13 protein-coding genes are annotated in these 14578 nt (G+C 64.1%); 8 read left to right on the top strand and 5 right to left on the bottom strand.

What is annotated here, in order from left to right; all coding sequences use genetic code 11:
- The first annotated feature begins 61 nt into the window (after positions 1-61).
- The 6 genes from DKB74_RS13390 to DKB74_RS13365 all read left to right on the top strand — a co-directional run bounded on the left by DKB74_RS13390 (position 62) and on the right by DKB74_RS13365 (position 5974).
- Positions 62-1360, top strand: coding sequence for a pyruvate dehydrogenase complex dihydrolipoamide acetyltransferase (locus tag DKB74_RS13390; protein ID WP_109808647.1), 1299 nt, complete (start codon positions 62-64; stop codon positions 1358-1360).
- A 1-nt stretch (position 1361) separates the two neighbouring features.
- The gene (locus tag DKB74_RS13385; RefSeq protein ID WP_109808646.1) at positions 1362-1586 is read left to right on the top strand and encodes a hypothetical protein; all 225 of its coding nucleotides are present in this window, start codon (positions 1362-1364) and stop codon (positions 1584-1586) included.
- A 144-nt stretch (positions 1587-1730) separates the two neighbouring features.
- Entirely contained in the window at positions 1731-2777 is a 1047-nt protein-coding gene (locus DKB74_RS13380; protein ID WP_109808645.1) for an AI-2E family transporter, read from the top strand.
- Between the two features lie 244 nt (positions 2778-3021).
- A complete protein-coding gene (gene ctrA / locus DKB74_RS13375; protein ID WP_109808644.1) occupies positions 3022-3729 on the top strand; it encodes a response regulator transcription factor CtrA in 708 nt (235 codons plus the stop codon).
- A 170-nt stretch (positions 3730-3899) separates the two neighbouring features.
- Positions 3900-5117, top strand: coding sequence for a GNAT family N-acetyltransferase (locus tag DKB74_RS13370; protein WP_239987518.1), 1218 nt, complete (start codon positions 3900-3902; stop codon positions 5115-5117).
- Positions 5114-5974, top strand: a complete 861-nt coding sequence (locus DKB74_RS13365; protein WP_109808643.1) for a cupin-like domain-containing protein — start codon at positions 5114-5116, stop codon at positions 5972-5974. The genes DKB74_RS13370 and DKB74_RS13365 overlap by 4 nt, the downstream gene beginning before the upstream one ends.
- Positions 5975-6223: 249 nt before the next feature.
- On the opposite strand, the gene DKB74_RS13360 is transcribed toward DKB74_RS13365, so the two are convergent.
- Entirely contained in the window at positions 6224-7855 is a 1632-nt protein-coding gene (locus DKB74_RS13360) for an amidohydrolase (RefSeq protein ID WP_109808828.1), read from the bottom strand.
- Positions 7856-7893: 38 nt separating this feature from the next.
- Complete coding sequence (locus DKB74_RS13355) at positions 7894-8760, bottom strand: NAD(P)-dependent oxidoreductase (protein ID WP_109808642.1); 867 nt, start codon at positions 8758-8760, stop codon at positions 7894-7896.
- 144 nt (positions 8761-8904) lie between these two features.
- Here DKB74_RS13355 and DKB74_RS13350 point away from each other — a divergent pair, with 144 nt between their 5' ends.
- Together DKB74_RS13350 and DKB74_RS13345 are read left to right on the top strand one after the other, a co-directional pair.
- Positions 8905-10152: a threonine ammonia-lyase gene (locus tag DKB74_RS13350; RefSeq protein ID WP_109808641.1), complete on the top strand. Its 1248-nt coding sequence runs from the start codon at positions 8905-8907 to the stop codon at positions 10150-10152.
- A gap of 354 nt (positions 10153-10506) precedes the next feature.
- Entirely contained in the window at positions 10507-11292 is a 786-nt protein-coding gene (locus DKB74_RS13345; RefSeq protein WP_109808640.1) for an arginyltransferase, read from the top strand.
- Positions 11293-11301: 9 nt separating this feature from the next.
- Here DKB74_RS13345 and DKB74_RS13340 read toward each other — a convergent pair whose 3' ends face one another.
- Genes DKB74_RS13340 through DKB74_RS13330 form a run of 3 tightly spaced genes read right to left on the bottom strand, consistent with a single transcriptional unit; the run spans position 11302 to position 14547 of the window.
- The gene (locus tag DKB74_RS13340; RefSeq protein WP_109808639.1) at positions 11302-12111 is read right to left on the bottom strand and encodes a transglutaminase family protein; all 810 of its coding nucleotides are present in this window, start codon (positions 12109-12111) and stop codon (positions 11302-11304) included.
- Positions 12111-13046, bottom strand: coding sequence for an alpha-E domain-containing protein (locus DKB74_RS13335; RefSeq protein ID WP_193504467.1), 936 nt, complete (start codon positions 13044-13046; stop codon positions 12111-12113). Before DKB74_RS13335 ends, DKB74_RS13340 begins: the two co-directional genes overlap by 1 nt.
- Positions 13047-13053: 7 nt before the next feature.
- Positions 13054-14547 carry a circularly permuted type 2 ATP-grasp protein gene (locus tag DKB74_RS13330; protein ID WP_109808637.1) on the bottom strand — a complete coding sequence of 498 codons (1494 nt, stop codon included), beginning with the start codon at positions 14545-14547 and terminating at the stop codon, positions 13054-13056.
- Positions 14548-14578: the final 31 nt, after the last annotated feature.

Here is a 14578-nt window from a genome sequence, read left to right as displayed (position 1 = left end):
GCGACCTTGGCGGCGGCGAGAGAGAGGACCGAACGCCCGAACCCCAATAACGGGAAACCTGATGTCGATCGAAATCAAAATGCCCGCCCTTTCCCCCACGATGGAAGAGGGCACTCTCGCCAAATGGCTGATCAAGGAAGGCGACAGCGTCTCCTCCGGCGATCTGATGGCCGAGATCGAAACCGACAAGGCGACGATGGAATTCGAAGCCGTCGATGAAGGCACGGTTGCGAAGATCCTCGTTCCCGCCGGCACCGACAATGTGAAGGTCGGCACCGTGATCGCGCTGATCGCCGAAGACGGCGAAGACGCGTCCGATGTCGAGGCTCCGGCCAAGGCCGCCGCTCCCGCGCCCGCCGCAAAGCAGGAAAAGCCCGCCGAGGAGGCCAAGGCTGCTCCGGCTCCGGCGCCCGCCCCTGCTCCGGCGCCTGCCCCCGCAGCGAAGAGCGGCGATTCGGATCGTGTAAAGGCAAGCCCGCTCGCGCGCCGCATCGCCGCTGAAAAGGGTGTCGATGTCGCTTCGATCGCCGGGTCCGGCCCCAATGGGCGCGTCGTCAAGGCCGATGTCGAATCGGCCAAATCCGGTTCGGCACCTGCGCAGGCTGCGGCCGCACCGGCAGGCGCGCCCGCTGCCGCCGCCGCGCCGTCCGAAGTCGCCTTCGACGAGAGCATCCCGCACGAAGTCGAAAAGCTTTCCAACATCCGCAAGACGATCGCCCGCCGCCTTACCGAAGCCAAGCAGACGATCCCGCACATCTACCTCACGGTCGATATCGTGCTCGATCCGCTGCTCAAGCTGCGCGGCGAACTCAACAAGGCGCTCGATTCGCGCGGCGTGAAGCTGTCGGTCAACGACATGCTGATCAAGGCGCTGGGCATCGCGCTGGAAATGACGCCCAAATGCAACGTCACCTTCGCGGGCACCAATCTGATCAAATATAGCCGCGCCGATGTTTCGGTCGCGGTGTCGACGCCCGCCGGGCTGATCACGCCGATCATCAAGGATGCAGCGAACAAGGGGCTCGCCGCCATCTCTACCGAGATGAAGGAACTTGCCGGCCGCGCCAAGGAAGGCAAGCTCCAGCCGCACGAATATCAGGGCGGCACCGCCAGCATTTCCAACATGGGCATGTTCGGCATTTCGCAGTTCGATGCCGTGATCAACCCGCCCCAGGCGATGATCATGGCGATCAGCGCCGGCGAAAAACGCCCCTGGGTGGTCGATGATTCGCTGCAGATCCGCACCGTGATGAGCGCCACCGGCAGCTTCGACCATCGCGCCATCGACGGCGCCGACGGTGCCGAACTGATGAAGGCGTTCAAGCAACTGGTCGAATCGCCGATGGGCATGCTTGCCTGACATGACCGGCCTGCCGATCCGCACGATCATTGAGATATTGCACGTCGCCGCGGGGTTGGTCGCGACGGTGGTGATCGCGTGGATCGCGGCCTGGTCCTATACGCCGGGAACGCGCGATATCTGGATCGTCGCCGGGTTCGCCATGGCGGCGGTGGTGGCGATGGGCATCAACCCGCTGCGCCGCGCCTGGGCTGCCGACCTCGAATCGGCCCGCACCTCTGCCTGACCGCCATTTGCGACGGCCGGCGCGATCGGCGCGGGGCACGTCGCAGGTCCAACCGGCTCCGCCGTCGCGCCTGAACGCCGCGGCGGGTTCGGGACAGGGGAAAAAGCCCGGCAACCCGTTCCGCCTCCCGAACGTTCCTTGCCTGTGAACCGCCTGAAACCCGACGAATCCGATGCCCGTTTCCTGCGCCGCGTCATCGCGCTGGCAGTGATCGTGGCGGTTGGCGCTGCGCTCTATCGCGCACTCGACCTGCTGATCCTCGCCTTCGGGTCGGTGCTCGGCGCCATCGTCATCCGCGAAGTCGCCGATTTCTATCGCGAGCGCGTGGGCATGCGTCCGCGCTGGGCCGTCGCGGCGGGCATGGCGACCATCCTGCTCGCCATCGCCTTCCTCCTCTGGCTGTTCACGGTCCAGTTCGGGTCGCAGATCAACAATTTCGTCACCGATCTTCCGGCGATCGTCGATGAGTTGCACGCGATGCTCGCCACATCGCCGGTCGGCCAGAAAATCTATGACGCTGTCGAAGCCGCCTTTGCCGGTTCGCGCGTCGCGCATGATCTGGGCGGGCTGGCGCAGGGGTCGATCGAATTGCTGCTCAACATGATCCTGCTGCTGATCGGCGCGCTGTTCCTTGCTGCCGATCCCGGCGTCTATCGCCGCGGCCTGTTGTTGCTCATCCCGCCCGCCAGCCGCCCGCCCTTCGCCGATGCGCTTGACGATGCCGGCGCCACGCTGTCGCTTTGGCTGCGCGCGCAGATCATCCTGATGACCAGCATGGGGGTGCTCGTCGCGCTCGGCCTGTGGATTGCAGGCGTGCCCTCCTCCGCCGCGCTGGGCCTGCTCGCGGGCTTGAGCGAGTTCATCCCCTATGTCGGCCCGACCGCCGCGATGATCCCCGCGCTCGCGCTCGCCGCGACCCAGGGCCCCGGAACGCTGGTCGCGGCATTTATCGCCTTCGCGCTGGTCCGGCTGGTCCAGACCAATTTCATCACGCCCTATATCCAGCAGCGGGTGATTGCGATTCCGCCCGCGATCACGCTCTTCGCGATCATCGGCATCGGCTATGTCTTCGGCATATTCGGACTGTTCTTTTCGGCCGCGCTGCTCGTCGTGATCTTCACGCTGATCCGCAGCCTCTATCTGCGCGACGTGCTGGGTGAGGACATCGCCCCGCCCGGCGGCGAGAGCTGATCGCCCGACCCCTAGGGTGCATTACGGAAGCGTAAATTTCCCGAATTAATAAATATGAACAACCGCCGTAAAAGGGTGTGGTGAACAGGGACGAAGGCAGGCCTGTCCCCCGCGACTCGCGGAGTCAGGCCGGTTAGGAAGAAATTAACCTTTTGCCTTCAGACATGCTTAGGTTAATGAATCACTCAGGACGCGTTGGTCATCAGGCGGCTGGCGTACACAAACGGGGCAAAGGATTCTGGCGATGCGCGTACTGCTGATCGAAGACGAGCCGACCACGGCGAAGGCGATCGAGCTGATGCTCACCACCGAGGGTTTCAACGTCTATTCGACGGACCTGGGTGAGGAAGGCTTGGATCTGGGCAAGCTGTATGATTACGATATCATCCTGCTCGATCTCAATCTGCCGGACATGCACGGCTATGACGTGCTCAAGAAGCTGCGCGTCGCTCGGGTGCAAACCCCGGTACTGATCCTTTCGGGTATCAGCGAAATGGATTCCAAGGTGCGCAGCTTCGGCTTCGGCGCCGACGATTATGTCACCAAGCCGTTCCACCGCGACGAACTGGTCGCCCGCATCCATGCGGTCGTCCGCCGTTCGAAGGGGCACAGCCAGTCGGTCATCCGCACCGGCAAGCTGGCGGTCAATCTCGACGCCAAGACGGTCGAGGTCGATGGCGCCCGCGTGCACCTGACCGGCAAGGAATATGCGATGCTCGAGCTGCTTTCGCTGCGCAAGGGCACGACGCTGACCAAGGAAATGTTCCTCAACCATCTCTATGGCGGGATGGACGAGCCCGAACTCAAGATCATCGACGTCTTCATCTGCAAGCTGCGCAAGAAGCTCAGCATGGCGACCGAAGGCGAAAACTATATCGAGACCGTCTGGGGCCGCGGCTATGTGCTGCGCGATCCGGAAGAAGGCGAACTGGCCGAAACCAAGGTCGCCTGACCACCGGACACCCCTAACCGACACATGGCGGGGGTCATGCAAGGGCCGCGGTTCCACACCGGAACCGCGGCCTTTTGCTTTTGCGCCGCTTCCGCCCGGCTGCCGAAATCTTAACCGTTGCGCGATAGCGTCGCTTCCAACGGCAGCAGGGATCGGTCCGCATCATCGGCATGTTTATCGCGACGCACATCGACAGCGCGGGAGAGATGAAGGCGAACACCGCCCCGGCGGCCGCCGCATCGCCCGGCATCGCCGCGACGCTGCACCGGCTGGATGCGCTGCCCGCATCGCTGAACCGCGACTGGGACAGCCTGGCGCTGCACGCCGCCGAACCCAATGCCTTTGCCGAACGCTGGTTCGTCGAAGCCGGGATCAGGCGCCTGCCGGGCATCGCCGATCAGAATCTGCTCGAAGTCCGCGACGGCAGCACCTTGATCGCGCTTTTCCCGCTGCGGATCGAACGGCACGAAAGCCGCCTCGCCTTCCGCATCGTCGCTAATCTGGGGCATCATAACAGCTTTCTCGATACGCCGCTGATCCGCGCCGGTGCCGAAGTGGCCGCCTGGGGCGCGCTGCTCGACACGCTGGACGCAGCGGCCTGGGCGCCCGGGTTCCTCCACCTCAAGAATATCGCCGCCGACGGCCCGGTCCATTGCGGGCTTCGGGCCGCCACCGCGCTGCGCCGCCGTGCCTGCGATATCGTCCAGCACAGCGAACGCGCGATGCTCGCCTCGCCGCTCGGGTCGCAGGCCTATTACGAAGCGACCGTGCGCAAGAAAAAGCGCAAGGAGCTCAAACGCCTGCGCACCCGCCTCGACGAACTGGGCGATGTCCGCTTTCACCGGCTCGCCGACAGCGCCGACCTTCCCGGCTGGATCGACCACTTCCTGTCGCTCGAAAGCAAGGGGTGGAAAGGCGATAGCGGCTCGGCGCTTGCCTGCGATGCGGACACCCGGGCATTTTTCCGCGATGCGCTGACCGGTGCCTGGCATGCCGACCGGCTCGAAATCCTGCGGCTCGATCTCGACGAACGGCCGATCGCGATGCTGGTCAATTTCCGCACCGCTCCCGGCGCCTTCTCGTTCAAGATCGCGTTTGACGAGGAATTCGCCCGCTATTCGCCCGGCGTCCTGATCCAGCTCGAAAATTACGCGGTGCTCGATTCGCCCGAAATCGCCTGGACCGACAGCTGCGCCTCGGCCGACCATCCGATGATCAACAGCCTCTGGGCAGAACGGCGCACCATCGTCCGGCTTTCGGTGCCGCTGTCGGGGCTGCGCCGCCGGTCCATTTTCGCGCTCGTGCGCCTTGCCGAGCGAACCGCCGCCACGATCCGGGCACGCCGCGCAGCCGGCGGAGCCCCTGTCCCTCAGGATGACGACCAATGACTGACCCGGTTTTCGACAGCACCGCACAAGAGCGATTCGCCCAGCTCTATCCCGAACAGGCGGGCCAGCTCACGCACCACCTCGCCGGACACCGGATGTTCGAACTCGAATCGCTGATCGCGCTCGCCGGGCGCATCCGCCCGGTCGATGTCGAACAGAATCTGGCCGACCTGCCGATCGGTGTCGATCCGGCGAGCGTGCGCGAAAACGGCCTTTCGGTCGAACAGACGATCCGCTCGATCGAGCAGAATGGCAGCTGGATGGTGCTGAAATTCATTCAGCAGGATCCCGAATATTGCGCGCTGCTCGACAGCCTGCTCGACGAATTGCTGCCGCTGGTTCGCCCGCGCACCGGCGCGATGATCCAACGCGAAGCGTTCATCTTCATCTCGTCGCCCAATGCCGTCACGCCGTTCCACATCGATCCCGAACACAACATCCTGCTGCAATTGCGCGGGTCAAAGACGATGACGGTGTTCCGCCCCGATGACTGGGACGTGATCAGCCCCGACGCGATCGAGGCATTTCACGCCGGCGGCCATCGCAACCTGCCCTATCGCGACGAAATCGCCTCGCACGGCACGCCGATCACCATCCGCCCGGGCGAGGCCATCTATGTCCCGGTAAAGGCGCCGCACTGGGTCCAGAACGGTCCGGAGGTTTCGATCAGCTTCTCGATCACCTGGCGGTCGGAATGGAGCTATCGCGAAGCGCATGCCCATGGCCTCAACCAGATGCTGCGCGACGCCGGGCTGAAACCCTCTGCACCCAAACGCTATCCGCATCAGAACATGGCAAAGTCGGTCGCCTATCGCGCGATTCAGAAAGTCCGCCGGGCAACGGGCAAACAGGCCTGATCCGGCAACCGCTCCGCCCCCGGCAATGCGCGGCGGCGGAGCAAAAAAATCGCTGTCCTACACGGTCCCGATCGGCATATCCGGCATGTCCGCTGAACTGCTTCGGAGGGACACGCCATGCCGCCGCTTTCGCGATCGCTCCTCGCGCGCGCACATGCCTGTGCCTACGCGCGCGGGCACGCTCACGCGCGCGTTACGTCACGAACCAGTGCGAACTTTGCACGGAAAACTGCGCTTTTCCTTGCGACTCTATTCCGCGGCTTCCTCGCCCGCTTTCCACACCCGCTGGCCATCGATCCAGGTTTCCAGCACGCGCGTTCCGCGCAGCTGGCTGGTCGATACATTGAGCGGGTCGCGATCGACGATGATGAAATCGGCGCGCAGCCCCGGCGCCAGCCGGCCGAACTTGTCCTCGGCGAAACCGGCATAGGCGGCACCGATCGTATAGGCGGCCCAGGCCTGTTCGCGGGTGATGATCTGTTGCGGCTGCCACCCGCCGAACGGCAGCATGTCGGCGTCCTGCCGCGACACGGCGACTGCCCAGCCGACAAAGGGTTGCGGCGCTTCGACCGGGAAATCCGACCCGAAGGCCAGCGTCGCGCCGTTTTCCAGCATCGATTTCCAGGCATAGGCACCGGCCAGGCGATCGGGCCCCAGCCGCGCCTCGGCCATATGCATGTCGCTCGTCTGGTGCACCGGCTGCATCGACGCAATGATGCCATGCTTGCCGAACCGCGGCAGATCGGCCGGATCGACGATCTGGGCATGTTCGATCCGCCAGCGGCGATCGCCATCATAGGTGTCCGACAGCTCGTCGATCACGTCCAGAACCTGCTGATTGGCGCGATCGCCGATCGCGTGAACCGCGATCTGGAAATTGTCCATCGCGCCGCGCACCATCAAATTGCCCAGCTGATCGTCGCTCAGGAAACCCAGCCCGCGCTGCCCCGGCGCGTCGGCATAATCGGCCTTCAGCCAGGCACCGCGCGACCCCAGCGCGCCATCGGCATAGAGCTTGATTCCGCCCATCCGCAGCCGGTCGCGATACAGCCAGGGCGTCGGCCCCTGCCCGCCCACCGCCAGCGCGGTTTCGACACCGCTGCCATAGGACATGATGCGGATGTCGAGCAGTCCCAGATCGCCCATCCGGCGATACAGCAGCCAGTCATCGACCGTCGTTCCCATATCGGCAGTCGCCGTCACGCCCTGCGTCAGCAGATAGCGCTGTGCGGCCAGAAAGGCCGCGTTGGCTTCGCGCGGCGTCGGCTGGGGCACCTTGCCCGACACCAGCGCCATCGCCGCATCGACCAACACGCCGCTGGGATTGCCCGCTGCGTCGCGTTCGATCCGCCCACCTGCGGGATCGGGCGTATCCCTGGTGATGCCCGCGGCTTCCAATGCCGCGCTGTTGACCCACATCGCATGGCCATCGACGCGTTCGAGCACCGTCGGCCGGTCGCCGGTGACGGCATCGAGTTCCTGCGCGGTCGGAAACCGGCCCAGGCCCCAGATTTCCTGATTCCATCCGCCGCCGACAATCCATTTGGCGCTGTTGTCCGCACCCCATTGCGCGATCTTCGCCTGCGCTTCGGACAGGCTTTGCGTGCCGACCAGGTCGAGATGCGACAGCTGGAACCCAAGCCCCATGACATGGCCATGCGCATCGATCATGCCGGGCAGCAGCGTGCGCCCTTCCATATCGGCGCGCCACTCCATCCCTTCGGGCAGGCGGTCGCGACGCCCCATGTTGAAAATCTTCACCACGCGTCCGTCGGAACCGACGATCATCGCATTGAACCGCACGACGCGGCCGTCCTCGTCGAGCGTCATGCCGTTGACGTTATAGATGATGCCGTCGGCAAAGGCCGAAACCGGCATCATCAGTGCCGCGAGCGCCAGCAGCAGCTTACTCAGAAATTTCAACGCTTTATCCTCCGCACCAGCGCGCTCGTATCCTGGCGCCCGCCGCCCATTGCCTGCACCTCGGCATAGAATTGATCGACCAGAGCCGTCATCGGCAGCGTCGCGCCGTTGCGCTTCGCCTCGTCAAGCGCAAGGCCCAGATCCTTGCGCATCCAGTCGATCGCGAAGCCGAAATCGAATTCGTCCTTCGCCATCGTGGCCCAGCGATTGTTCATCTGCCAGCTTTGCGCCGCGCCGCCCGAAATCGCTTCGAACACTTTGTCGAGATCGAGGTCGCTCGCCTGCGCGAAGCGCAGCGATTCGGACAGGCCCTGCAACACGCCGGCAATCGCGATCTGGTTGCACATCTTGGTGGTCTGGCCCGCACCCGCTTCGCCGCAATGGACGATGCGCAGCGCATAGGCGGCCATGATCGGCTCGGCCTTCGCCATCGCTTCGGCGCTGCCGCCGCACATGATCGAAAGCTTGCCGTTTTCGGCGCCCGCCTGACCGCCCGAAACCGGCGCGTCGACGATGTGCAGGCTCTTCGCCCCGCCTTCCTCCGCCAGCCGCCGCGCAATCGCGGCCGAAACCGTGGTGTGATCGACAAACAGGCTGCCCGGCGCCATCGCGGCAAACGCGCCATCGGCGCCCAGCGTCACTTCCGCCAGATCATCGTCAGTGCCGACACAGGCGAGCACCGCGTCGCATCCGTCCGCCGCTTGCGCCGGCGTATCGGCAACGCTGCCGCCATAGCGCGCCGCCCATGCGTCGGACTTTCCGCGCGACCGATTATAGACCGTAACGTCATGCCCCGCCGCGACGAGATGCCCCGCCATCGGCGCGCCCATGACACCCATTCCGATAAATGCCAGCTTTGCCATGGCGGCATCATTAGGGGCGCATTCGCCGTCGCACTAGGCGGGATCGACAGAAACCTGTCCCATCGGAAGGATGCGTTCGGGCGCGGTGATCGTGGCGGAACAAGCCATGTTCCCCCGCCGCGCGAGATGGGCTACGGGCCGCCCATGGCAACAAAAGCAGTTCCGCAGGGAAGCAAGGCGCTTCCCGTCTCGCTCGACGACGTCAAGGCCGCGCGCGAGCGCATCAAGGGTTCGGTGGTCCGCACCCCGACGCTGCACAGCCTGACGCTGTCGAACCTTACCGGCGCCAATGTCTGGCTGAAGTTCGAAAATCTGCAGTTCACTGCAGCGTACAAGGAACGCGGCGCGCTCAACACGCTGCTGCAGCTCGACGAGGAAGCGCGCTCGAAGGGCGTGATCGCCGCATCGGCGGGCAATCATGCGCAGGGCCTTGCCTATCACGCCACGCGGCTGGGCATTCCCTCGATCATCGTCATGCCCAAATCGACTCCGATCGTGAAGGTGACCCAGACCGAGGGGCACGGCGCCACCGTTGTCCTCGAAGGCGAAACCTATGATGCGGCCTATGCCCATTCGCGCGAGCTGGAAGCGGAGAATGGATATAGTTTCGTCCACCCGTTCGATGATCCGCGGGTTATCGCCGGTCAGGGGACGGTGGGGCTCGAAATGCTCGAGGATATTCCCGGTCTCGACACGCTGATCGTGCCGCTGGGCGGCGGCGGCCTGATCTCGGGCATCGCAACCGTCGCCAAGACGATCAACCCGTCGATCGAAGTGATCGGCGTGGAGGCCGAACTGTTCCCGTCGATGTACAACCGGATCAACCATACCGACATGCCCTGCGGCGGCGACACGCTCGCCGAAGGCATCGCGGTCAAGGAACCCGGCAAGATCACTTCGCAATTTGTCGAGGCGCTGGTCGACGACATCGTGCTGGTCGGCGAACGCAAACTGGAGGAAGCGGTCAGCCTGCTGCTCCAGATCGAAAAAACCGTGGTCGAAGGCGCCGGCGCCGCCGGTCTCGCCGCAATGCTGTCAGAACCCGAACGCTTCCGCGGCAAGACGGTCGGCACCATATTGTGCGGCGGCAATATCGACACCCGGCTGCTCGCCAATGTGCTGCTGCGCGATCTCGCCCGCTCGGGTCGGCTCGCGCGGCTGCGCATCCGGCTGCAGGATCGCCCCGGTGCGCTCTATCATGTCGCGCGCATCTTCCACGAACAGGGCGTCAACATCATCGAAGTCTATCATCAGCGCGTGTTCACGTCGCTGCCCGCCAAGGGTCTGATCACCGACATCGAATGCGAAACCCGCGACCGCAATCACCTCGACCGGCTGATGACGGCGCTGCGTCGCGCGCAATATGAAGTGACGCAGGTCGAACTGGCGTGAATCGCCGGTAAACCCTTACCTGCGCGACTCGCCAATGTGACGAAGCGAATCGGGCGTGCGACGAAACGAGTCGTCGCCCGGTTCGCACGAGTCGTCTCTCGCGTTACAATCCACACCGATCCGGCAAGTGTCCGACACCGGTTCCGCATTGCGCTGGAATCGTTCGGATTCCCGAATGCCGACTCGCCACGCGCGGTCCGGCGCGAGGGCGCGGAGGGGTCTTGCCAAGACTTTTTCGACCTCAACCCGATGTTAACTTTCTTTCATGGTAAATCGGCTTTTCATCATGGCCGCGGCCCTTCATAGTCCCTTGCATCGTCGAGAATTCAGATCGAGGCAGGGGGGCGTAAAAGGGTGACTGCACTTTCCCGATTCCCGCGTTTTTTCGTTACCAGTCCGTCGCCGTGCCCCTATCTGCCGGGCCGGCAGGAACGGAAGATCTTCACCGAGCTGTCGGGGCCGCACGCTTCCGAGCTCAACGACGCGCTCGGCCGGATCGGATTCCGCCGCAGCCAGTCGGTCGCCTATCGCCCCAGCTGTGCAGGATGCGCCGCTTGCGTTTCGGTGCGCGTCGTCGCCGATCAGTTTCAGCCCAACAGCACGATGCGCAAATTGCTGCGCCGCCATGCCGATCTTGAAGTCACGGCGTGCAAGCCCTGGGCGACCGAAGAACAATATGCGCTGCTCCACCGCTATCTGGCGGCGCGCCATCCCGGCGGCGGCATGGCGACGATGGACGAGAATGACTATGCCGACATGGTCGAACAATCGCCGGTCAGCAGCTATGTCATCGAATATCGCGAACCGTCGGTTGACGGCGCACGCGGCCGCCTGGTCGGAGCGTGCCTGACCGATCAGCAGGCCGACGGGCTGTCGATGATCTACAGCTTCTTCGCCGCCGATGACGAAAGCCGCCCCGGTATGGGCAATTTCATCATCATGGACCACATCCTGCGCTCGCGCGCCGCGGATCTGCCCTATGTCTATCTCGGCTATTGGGTGAAGGGGTCCGAACGGATGGCGTACAAGACGCGGTTCCGCCCGATGGAAGTGCTGGGCCCCAATGGCTGGGCACTGCTGGAGGATGAAGCGGCGTTCCAGCCGACCCGACCGCTCGAACGCATCCGCGAACTCGTGTAGCGCGCTGGCCTAGCTCTCCGCGCCGAGCTGCTCGACCTGGACATCGACATCGAGTTCCTCGTCGCCCGCGCCGACGCGCTGGCCGGAAATCGGCGCTGCTCCCGTGGCATCGAGCGCGACCGCAACGCGAACATAGCTCTCATCGGCAATCGCGCCCGCTTCGGGATCGAAAGACAGCCATCCAAGGTCGGGAACATGCGCCTCGGCCCAGGCATGCGGCGCACAGGCGCTCCCTTCGCGCTGCCGATATCCGGACACATAACGCGCCGGAACGCCGCAGCATCGCGCCGCAGCGGCGAAAATCTGGGCACGGTCACGCGGGGTCAGCGTCTTGCGCAGAAAACTGTCCTGCACGGTCTCACCCTGATCGGGAGTGGGAGGCGCAGCCTTGAACCGCGCATGGAGCGCCGTGTTCAGCCGACGCAGCCGCTCGACCCTGTCTTCGATGCCGCTCACAGCCTCTCGTGCGAATTTCGCCAGCACCTCGCCGGGCGCCGTACGCGGCGTCTCGCGCAGATAGAGCATCGGTGGCAGCGGTTCGGGAGCATCGGCGACAATGCCATCGCTTTCCAGCGTCAACACCTCGCCCGTGACGCGCAGTTCCAGCGCCTCAATCCTGCCTTCGGCATACAGCATCGTGACTTCGTTGCCGAAACCGTCCTCCGAACGCCGCAGCCGGGCGTCGCAATCGACATCGACCCGCCATTCGATGACGGTCTGCGTGCGCGTGTCGCACGGCCGCATGCGCAGCATCTGAATGATCCGCGCCTGCGGCTCGGTGAAGCGGTACGCCGTCCGATGGTCGATCGCGATCCGCATCAGATGAACCGGAACTGCCGGGCGATGGCACTGTCGAGCAATGCGTTCTCCTTGATGAACGCCCCCAGATATTCGTGCAGTCCGGCGACGATGATGTCCGATGTCCGCGTTTTCTGTATCCGCATCAGCCGCGCCCGCGCCATCCGGTCCGCCTCACCCTGCAGCCCGGTGCGTCGCGCAAGCTGGCTGAGCAACGTCACGACTTCATCGACGCACGCGGCCAGCGAACGCGGCAATTCAAACCGGGATATCAGCAAATCGATGACATTGGCCGACGACAGCCCCTCGCTGTAAAGCCAGCGATAGGCAGTGACGGCGGACACCGTCTGCAGGATGGTGGTCCACTGATCGCGGTCCATCGTTCCCCCGACCACTTCGCCCTCGGGCAGCAGCAGGTGATATTTGACGTCGAGCAGCCGCGCAGTGTTGTCCGCACGTTCGATCGCGGCGCCCAGCTGAATCAGCCAAGTCGCTTCATTGTGCATCATCCGACGCACGGCGCCTTCGAATCCGCGGGTTTCCGCCTTCACCGATTCGACCATGTTGAGCACGGCGGTGGGGCCGCCGGGGTTGCGGCGATTGTGGAACAACAGCCAGGCGCGATTGATCGCGGTCCAGGATTCGCGAGTCAGTGCGGTGCGAACCGCCTTGGCATTGTTGCGCGCCATGTCGAGGCAGCGGACGATCGATCCGGGATTGTCTTCGTCCAGCGTCAGGAAACGGACGACATTGGCCTGCGTCATTTCCTGGCCGGTGGCTTCGAACGCCTCTTCGGTATAGCTCACGCTCAGCGCACTGCGCCATGCCGCTTCGCCCGCCGGACGCGCCGACAGCGCATCGAGCCGCACCGTGGCTTCGATCAGCCGGGCCTGAAAATCGGCGCGTTCGACATAACGGCCAAGCCAGTACAGCGCCGCTGCGGTGCGGGAGAGCATCAGCATATCAGGAACCCACCTGAGTCTGCTGCATGCCGCCGTCGCCCTGGCTCTGCCCCTGCGGCACGTCCTCCATCAGCACGAAACTGTCCTTGGTGCCGCCGCCCTGGCTCGAATTGACGACCAGCGACCCTTCACGCAATGCAACCCGCGTCAGTCCGCCGGGCACCACCTGAACGCCATGACTGCCGGTCAGGACAAAGGGACGGAAATCGACATGGCGCGGCGCCACGCCCTTTTCGCTCATCGTCGGAACCGTCGAAAGCGCCAGCGTCGGCTGTGCGATATAGCGATGCGGCTCGGCGATCAGCGCGGCTCGGAACGCCTCGATCATCTCTTTGGTCGCGGTCGGGCCGACCAGCATGCCATAGCCGCCCGACCCGTCGACAAGCTTCACCACCAGCTGATCGAGATTATCGAGCGTATATTGCAGCGCATCGGGCTCGCGGCAGCGATAGGTTTCGACGTTCGGCAGCTTGGCTTCGCCGCCCGAATAGAAGCGCACGATCTCCGGCATATAGCTGTAGATCGCCTTGTCGTCGGCGATGCCGTTGCCCGGCGCATTGATGATCGCGACATTCCCGGCGCGATAGGCCGATATCAGTCCCGGCACGCCCAATAGCGAATCCGGACGGAAGGTCAGCGGATCGAGAAAGTCATCGTCGATCCGGCGATAGATGACATCCACCTGCACGCGGCCCGCGATTGTCTGCATCCAGACAATGTCATCGTCCACGACCAGATCCGCAGCCTCGACCAGTTCGATCCCCATCGAGTCGGCCAGGAAGCTGTGCTCATAATAAGCGGAGTTGAAATGCCCTGGCGTCAGCACGACGCAAACCGGGCGCGACTTGCCCGGCCCCGGCGTCACCGACCGCATCGTTTCGAGCAACAGGTCCGAATAGCTGTCCACCGCCGCCACGCGGAATTCGCGGAACAGTTCGGGGCAGAGGCGGATCATCGCCTCGCGATTTTCGAGCATATAGGAAACGCCCGACGGCGTGCGGGCATTGTCCTCCAGCACGAAGAAATCATCGGGGCCGGTCCGGACCAGATCGATTCCGCAGATATGCGCCCAGATGCCATGCGGCGGACGGATGCCGTTCACTTCGGGGCGGAATTGTTCGTTGAGATAGATGAGTTCGGGCGGGATGATCCCTTCTTTCACGATCCGCTGATCGCCCGAATATATGTCTTCGAGAAAGGCGTTGATCGCGTCGACTCGCTGAACCAGCCCTTCGGAAAGCCGCTTCCATTCGCCGGGCAGGAAGACGCGGGGAACGATATCGAAGGGGATGATCCGCTCGGCGGCCTCGCTTTCTCCGTACACGGCGAAGGTGATGCCCAGCTGGCGGAAGGTCGCTTCAGCGGATTGCTGGCGCCGGGCAAGCTCTTCCGGGGGTGTCGATGCGATCCATTCGGCAAGCGCAGCGAATTCGGCACGCGGAGCATCGGGCCCGCCATGCCCCCAGATTTCGTCGAACGCTTTTGCTGCCGCCATCCCATCTCCCAAGCATCGAAAGCCGTTACGG

It is taken from the genome of Stakelama portus, assembly GCF_003171655.1.
GTDB classification, from domain to species: Bacteria; Pseudomonadota; Alphaproteobacteria; order Sphingomonadales; family Sphingomonadaceae; genus Sphingomonas; species Sphingomonas portus.
Note: the sequence above shows the minus strand (reverse complement) of the source record. Positions and strands in the feature narration are given on the sequence as shown.

Coding starts and splice junctions, on each gene's coding strand:
- DKB74_RS13390 (WP_109808647.1), top strand. CDS start 62: ATGTCGATCGAAATCAAAATGCCCGCCCTTTCCCCCACGATGGAAGAG.
- DKB74_RS13385 (WP_109808646.1), top strand. CDS start 1,362: ATGACCGGCCTGCCGATCCGCACGATCATTGAGATATTGCACGTCGCC.
- ctrA (WP_109808644.1), top strand. CDS start 3,022: ATGCGCGTACTGCTGATCGAAGACGAGCCGACCACGGCGAAGGCGATC.
- DKB74_RS13370 (WP_239987518.1), top strand. CDS start 3,900: ATGTTTATCGCGACGCACATCGACAGCGCGGGAGAGATGAAGGCGAAC.
- DKB74_RS13365 (WP_109808643.1), top strand. CDS start 5,114: ATGACTGACCCGGTTTTCGACAGCACCGCACAAGAGCGATTCGCCCAG.
- DKB74_RS13360 (WP_109808828.1), bottom strand. CDS start 7,855: ATGATGCCGGTTTCGGCCTTTGCCGACGGCATCATCTATAACGTCAAC.
- DKB74_RS13355 (WP_109808642.1), bottom strand. CDS start 8,760: ATGGCAAAGCTGGCATTTATCGGAATGGGTGTCATGGGCGCGCCGATG.
- DKB74_RS13350 (WP_109808641.1), top strand. CDS start 8,905: ATGGCAACAAAAGCAGTTCCGCAGGGAAGCAAGGCGCTTCCCGTCTCG.
- DKB74_RS13340 (WP_109808639.1), bottom strand. CDS start 12,111: ATGCGGATCGCGATCGACCATCGGACGGCGTACCGCTTCACCGAGCCG.
- DKB74_RS13335 (WP_193504467.1), bottom strand. CDS start 13,046: ATGCTCTCCCGCACCGCAGCGGCGCTGTACTGGCTTGGCCGTTATGTC.
- DKB74_RS13330 (WP_109808637.1), bottom strand. CDS start 14,547: ATGGCGGCAGCAAAAGCGTTCGACGAAATCTGGGGGCATGGCGGGCCC.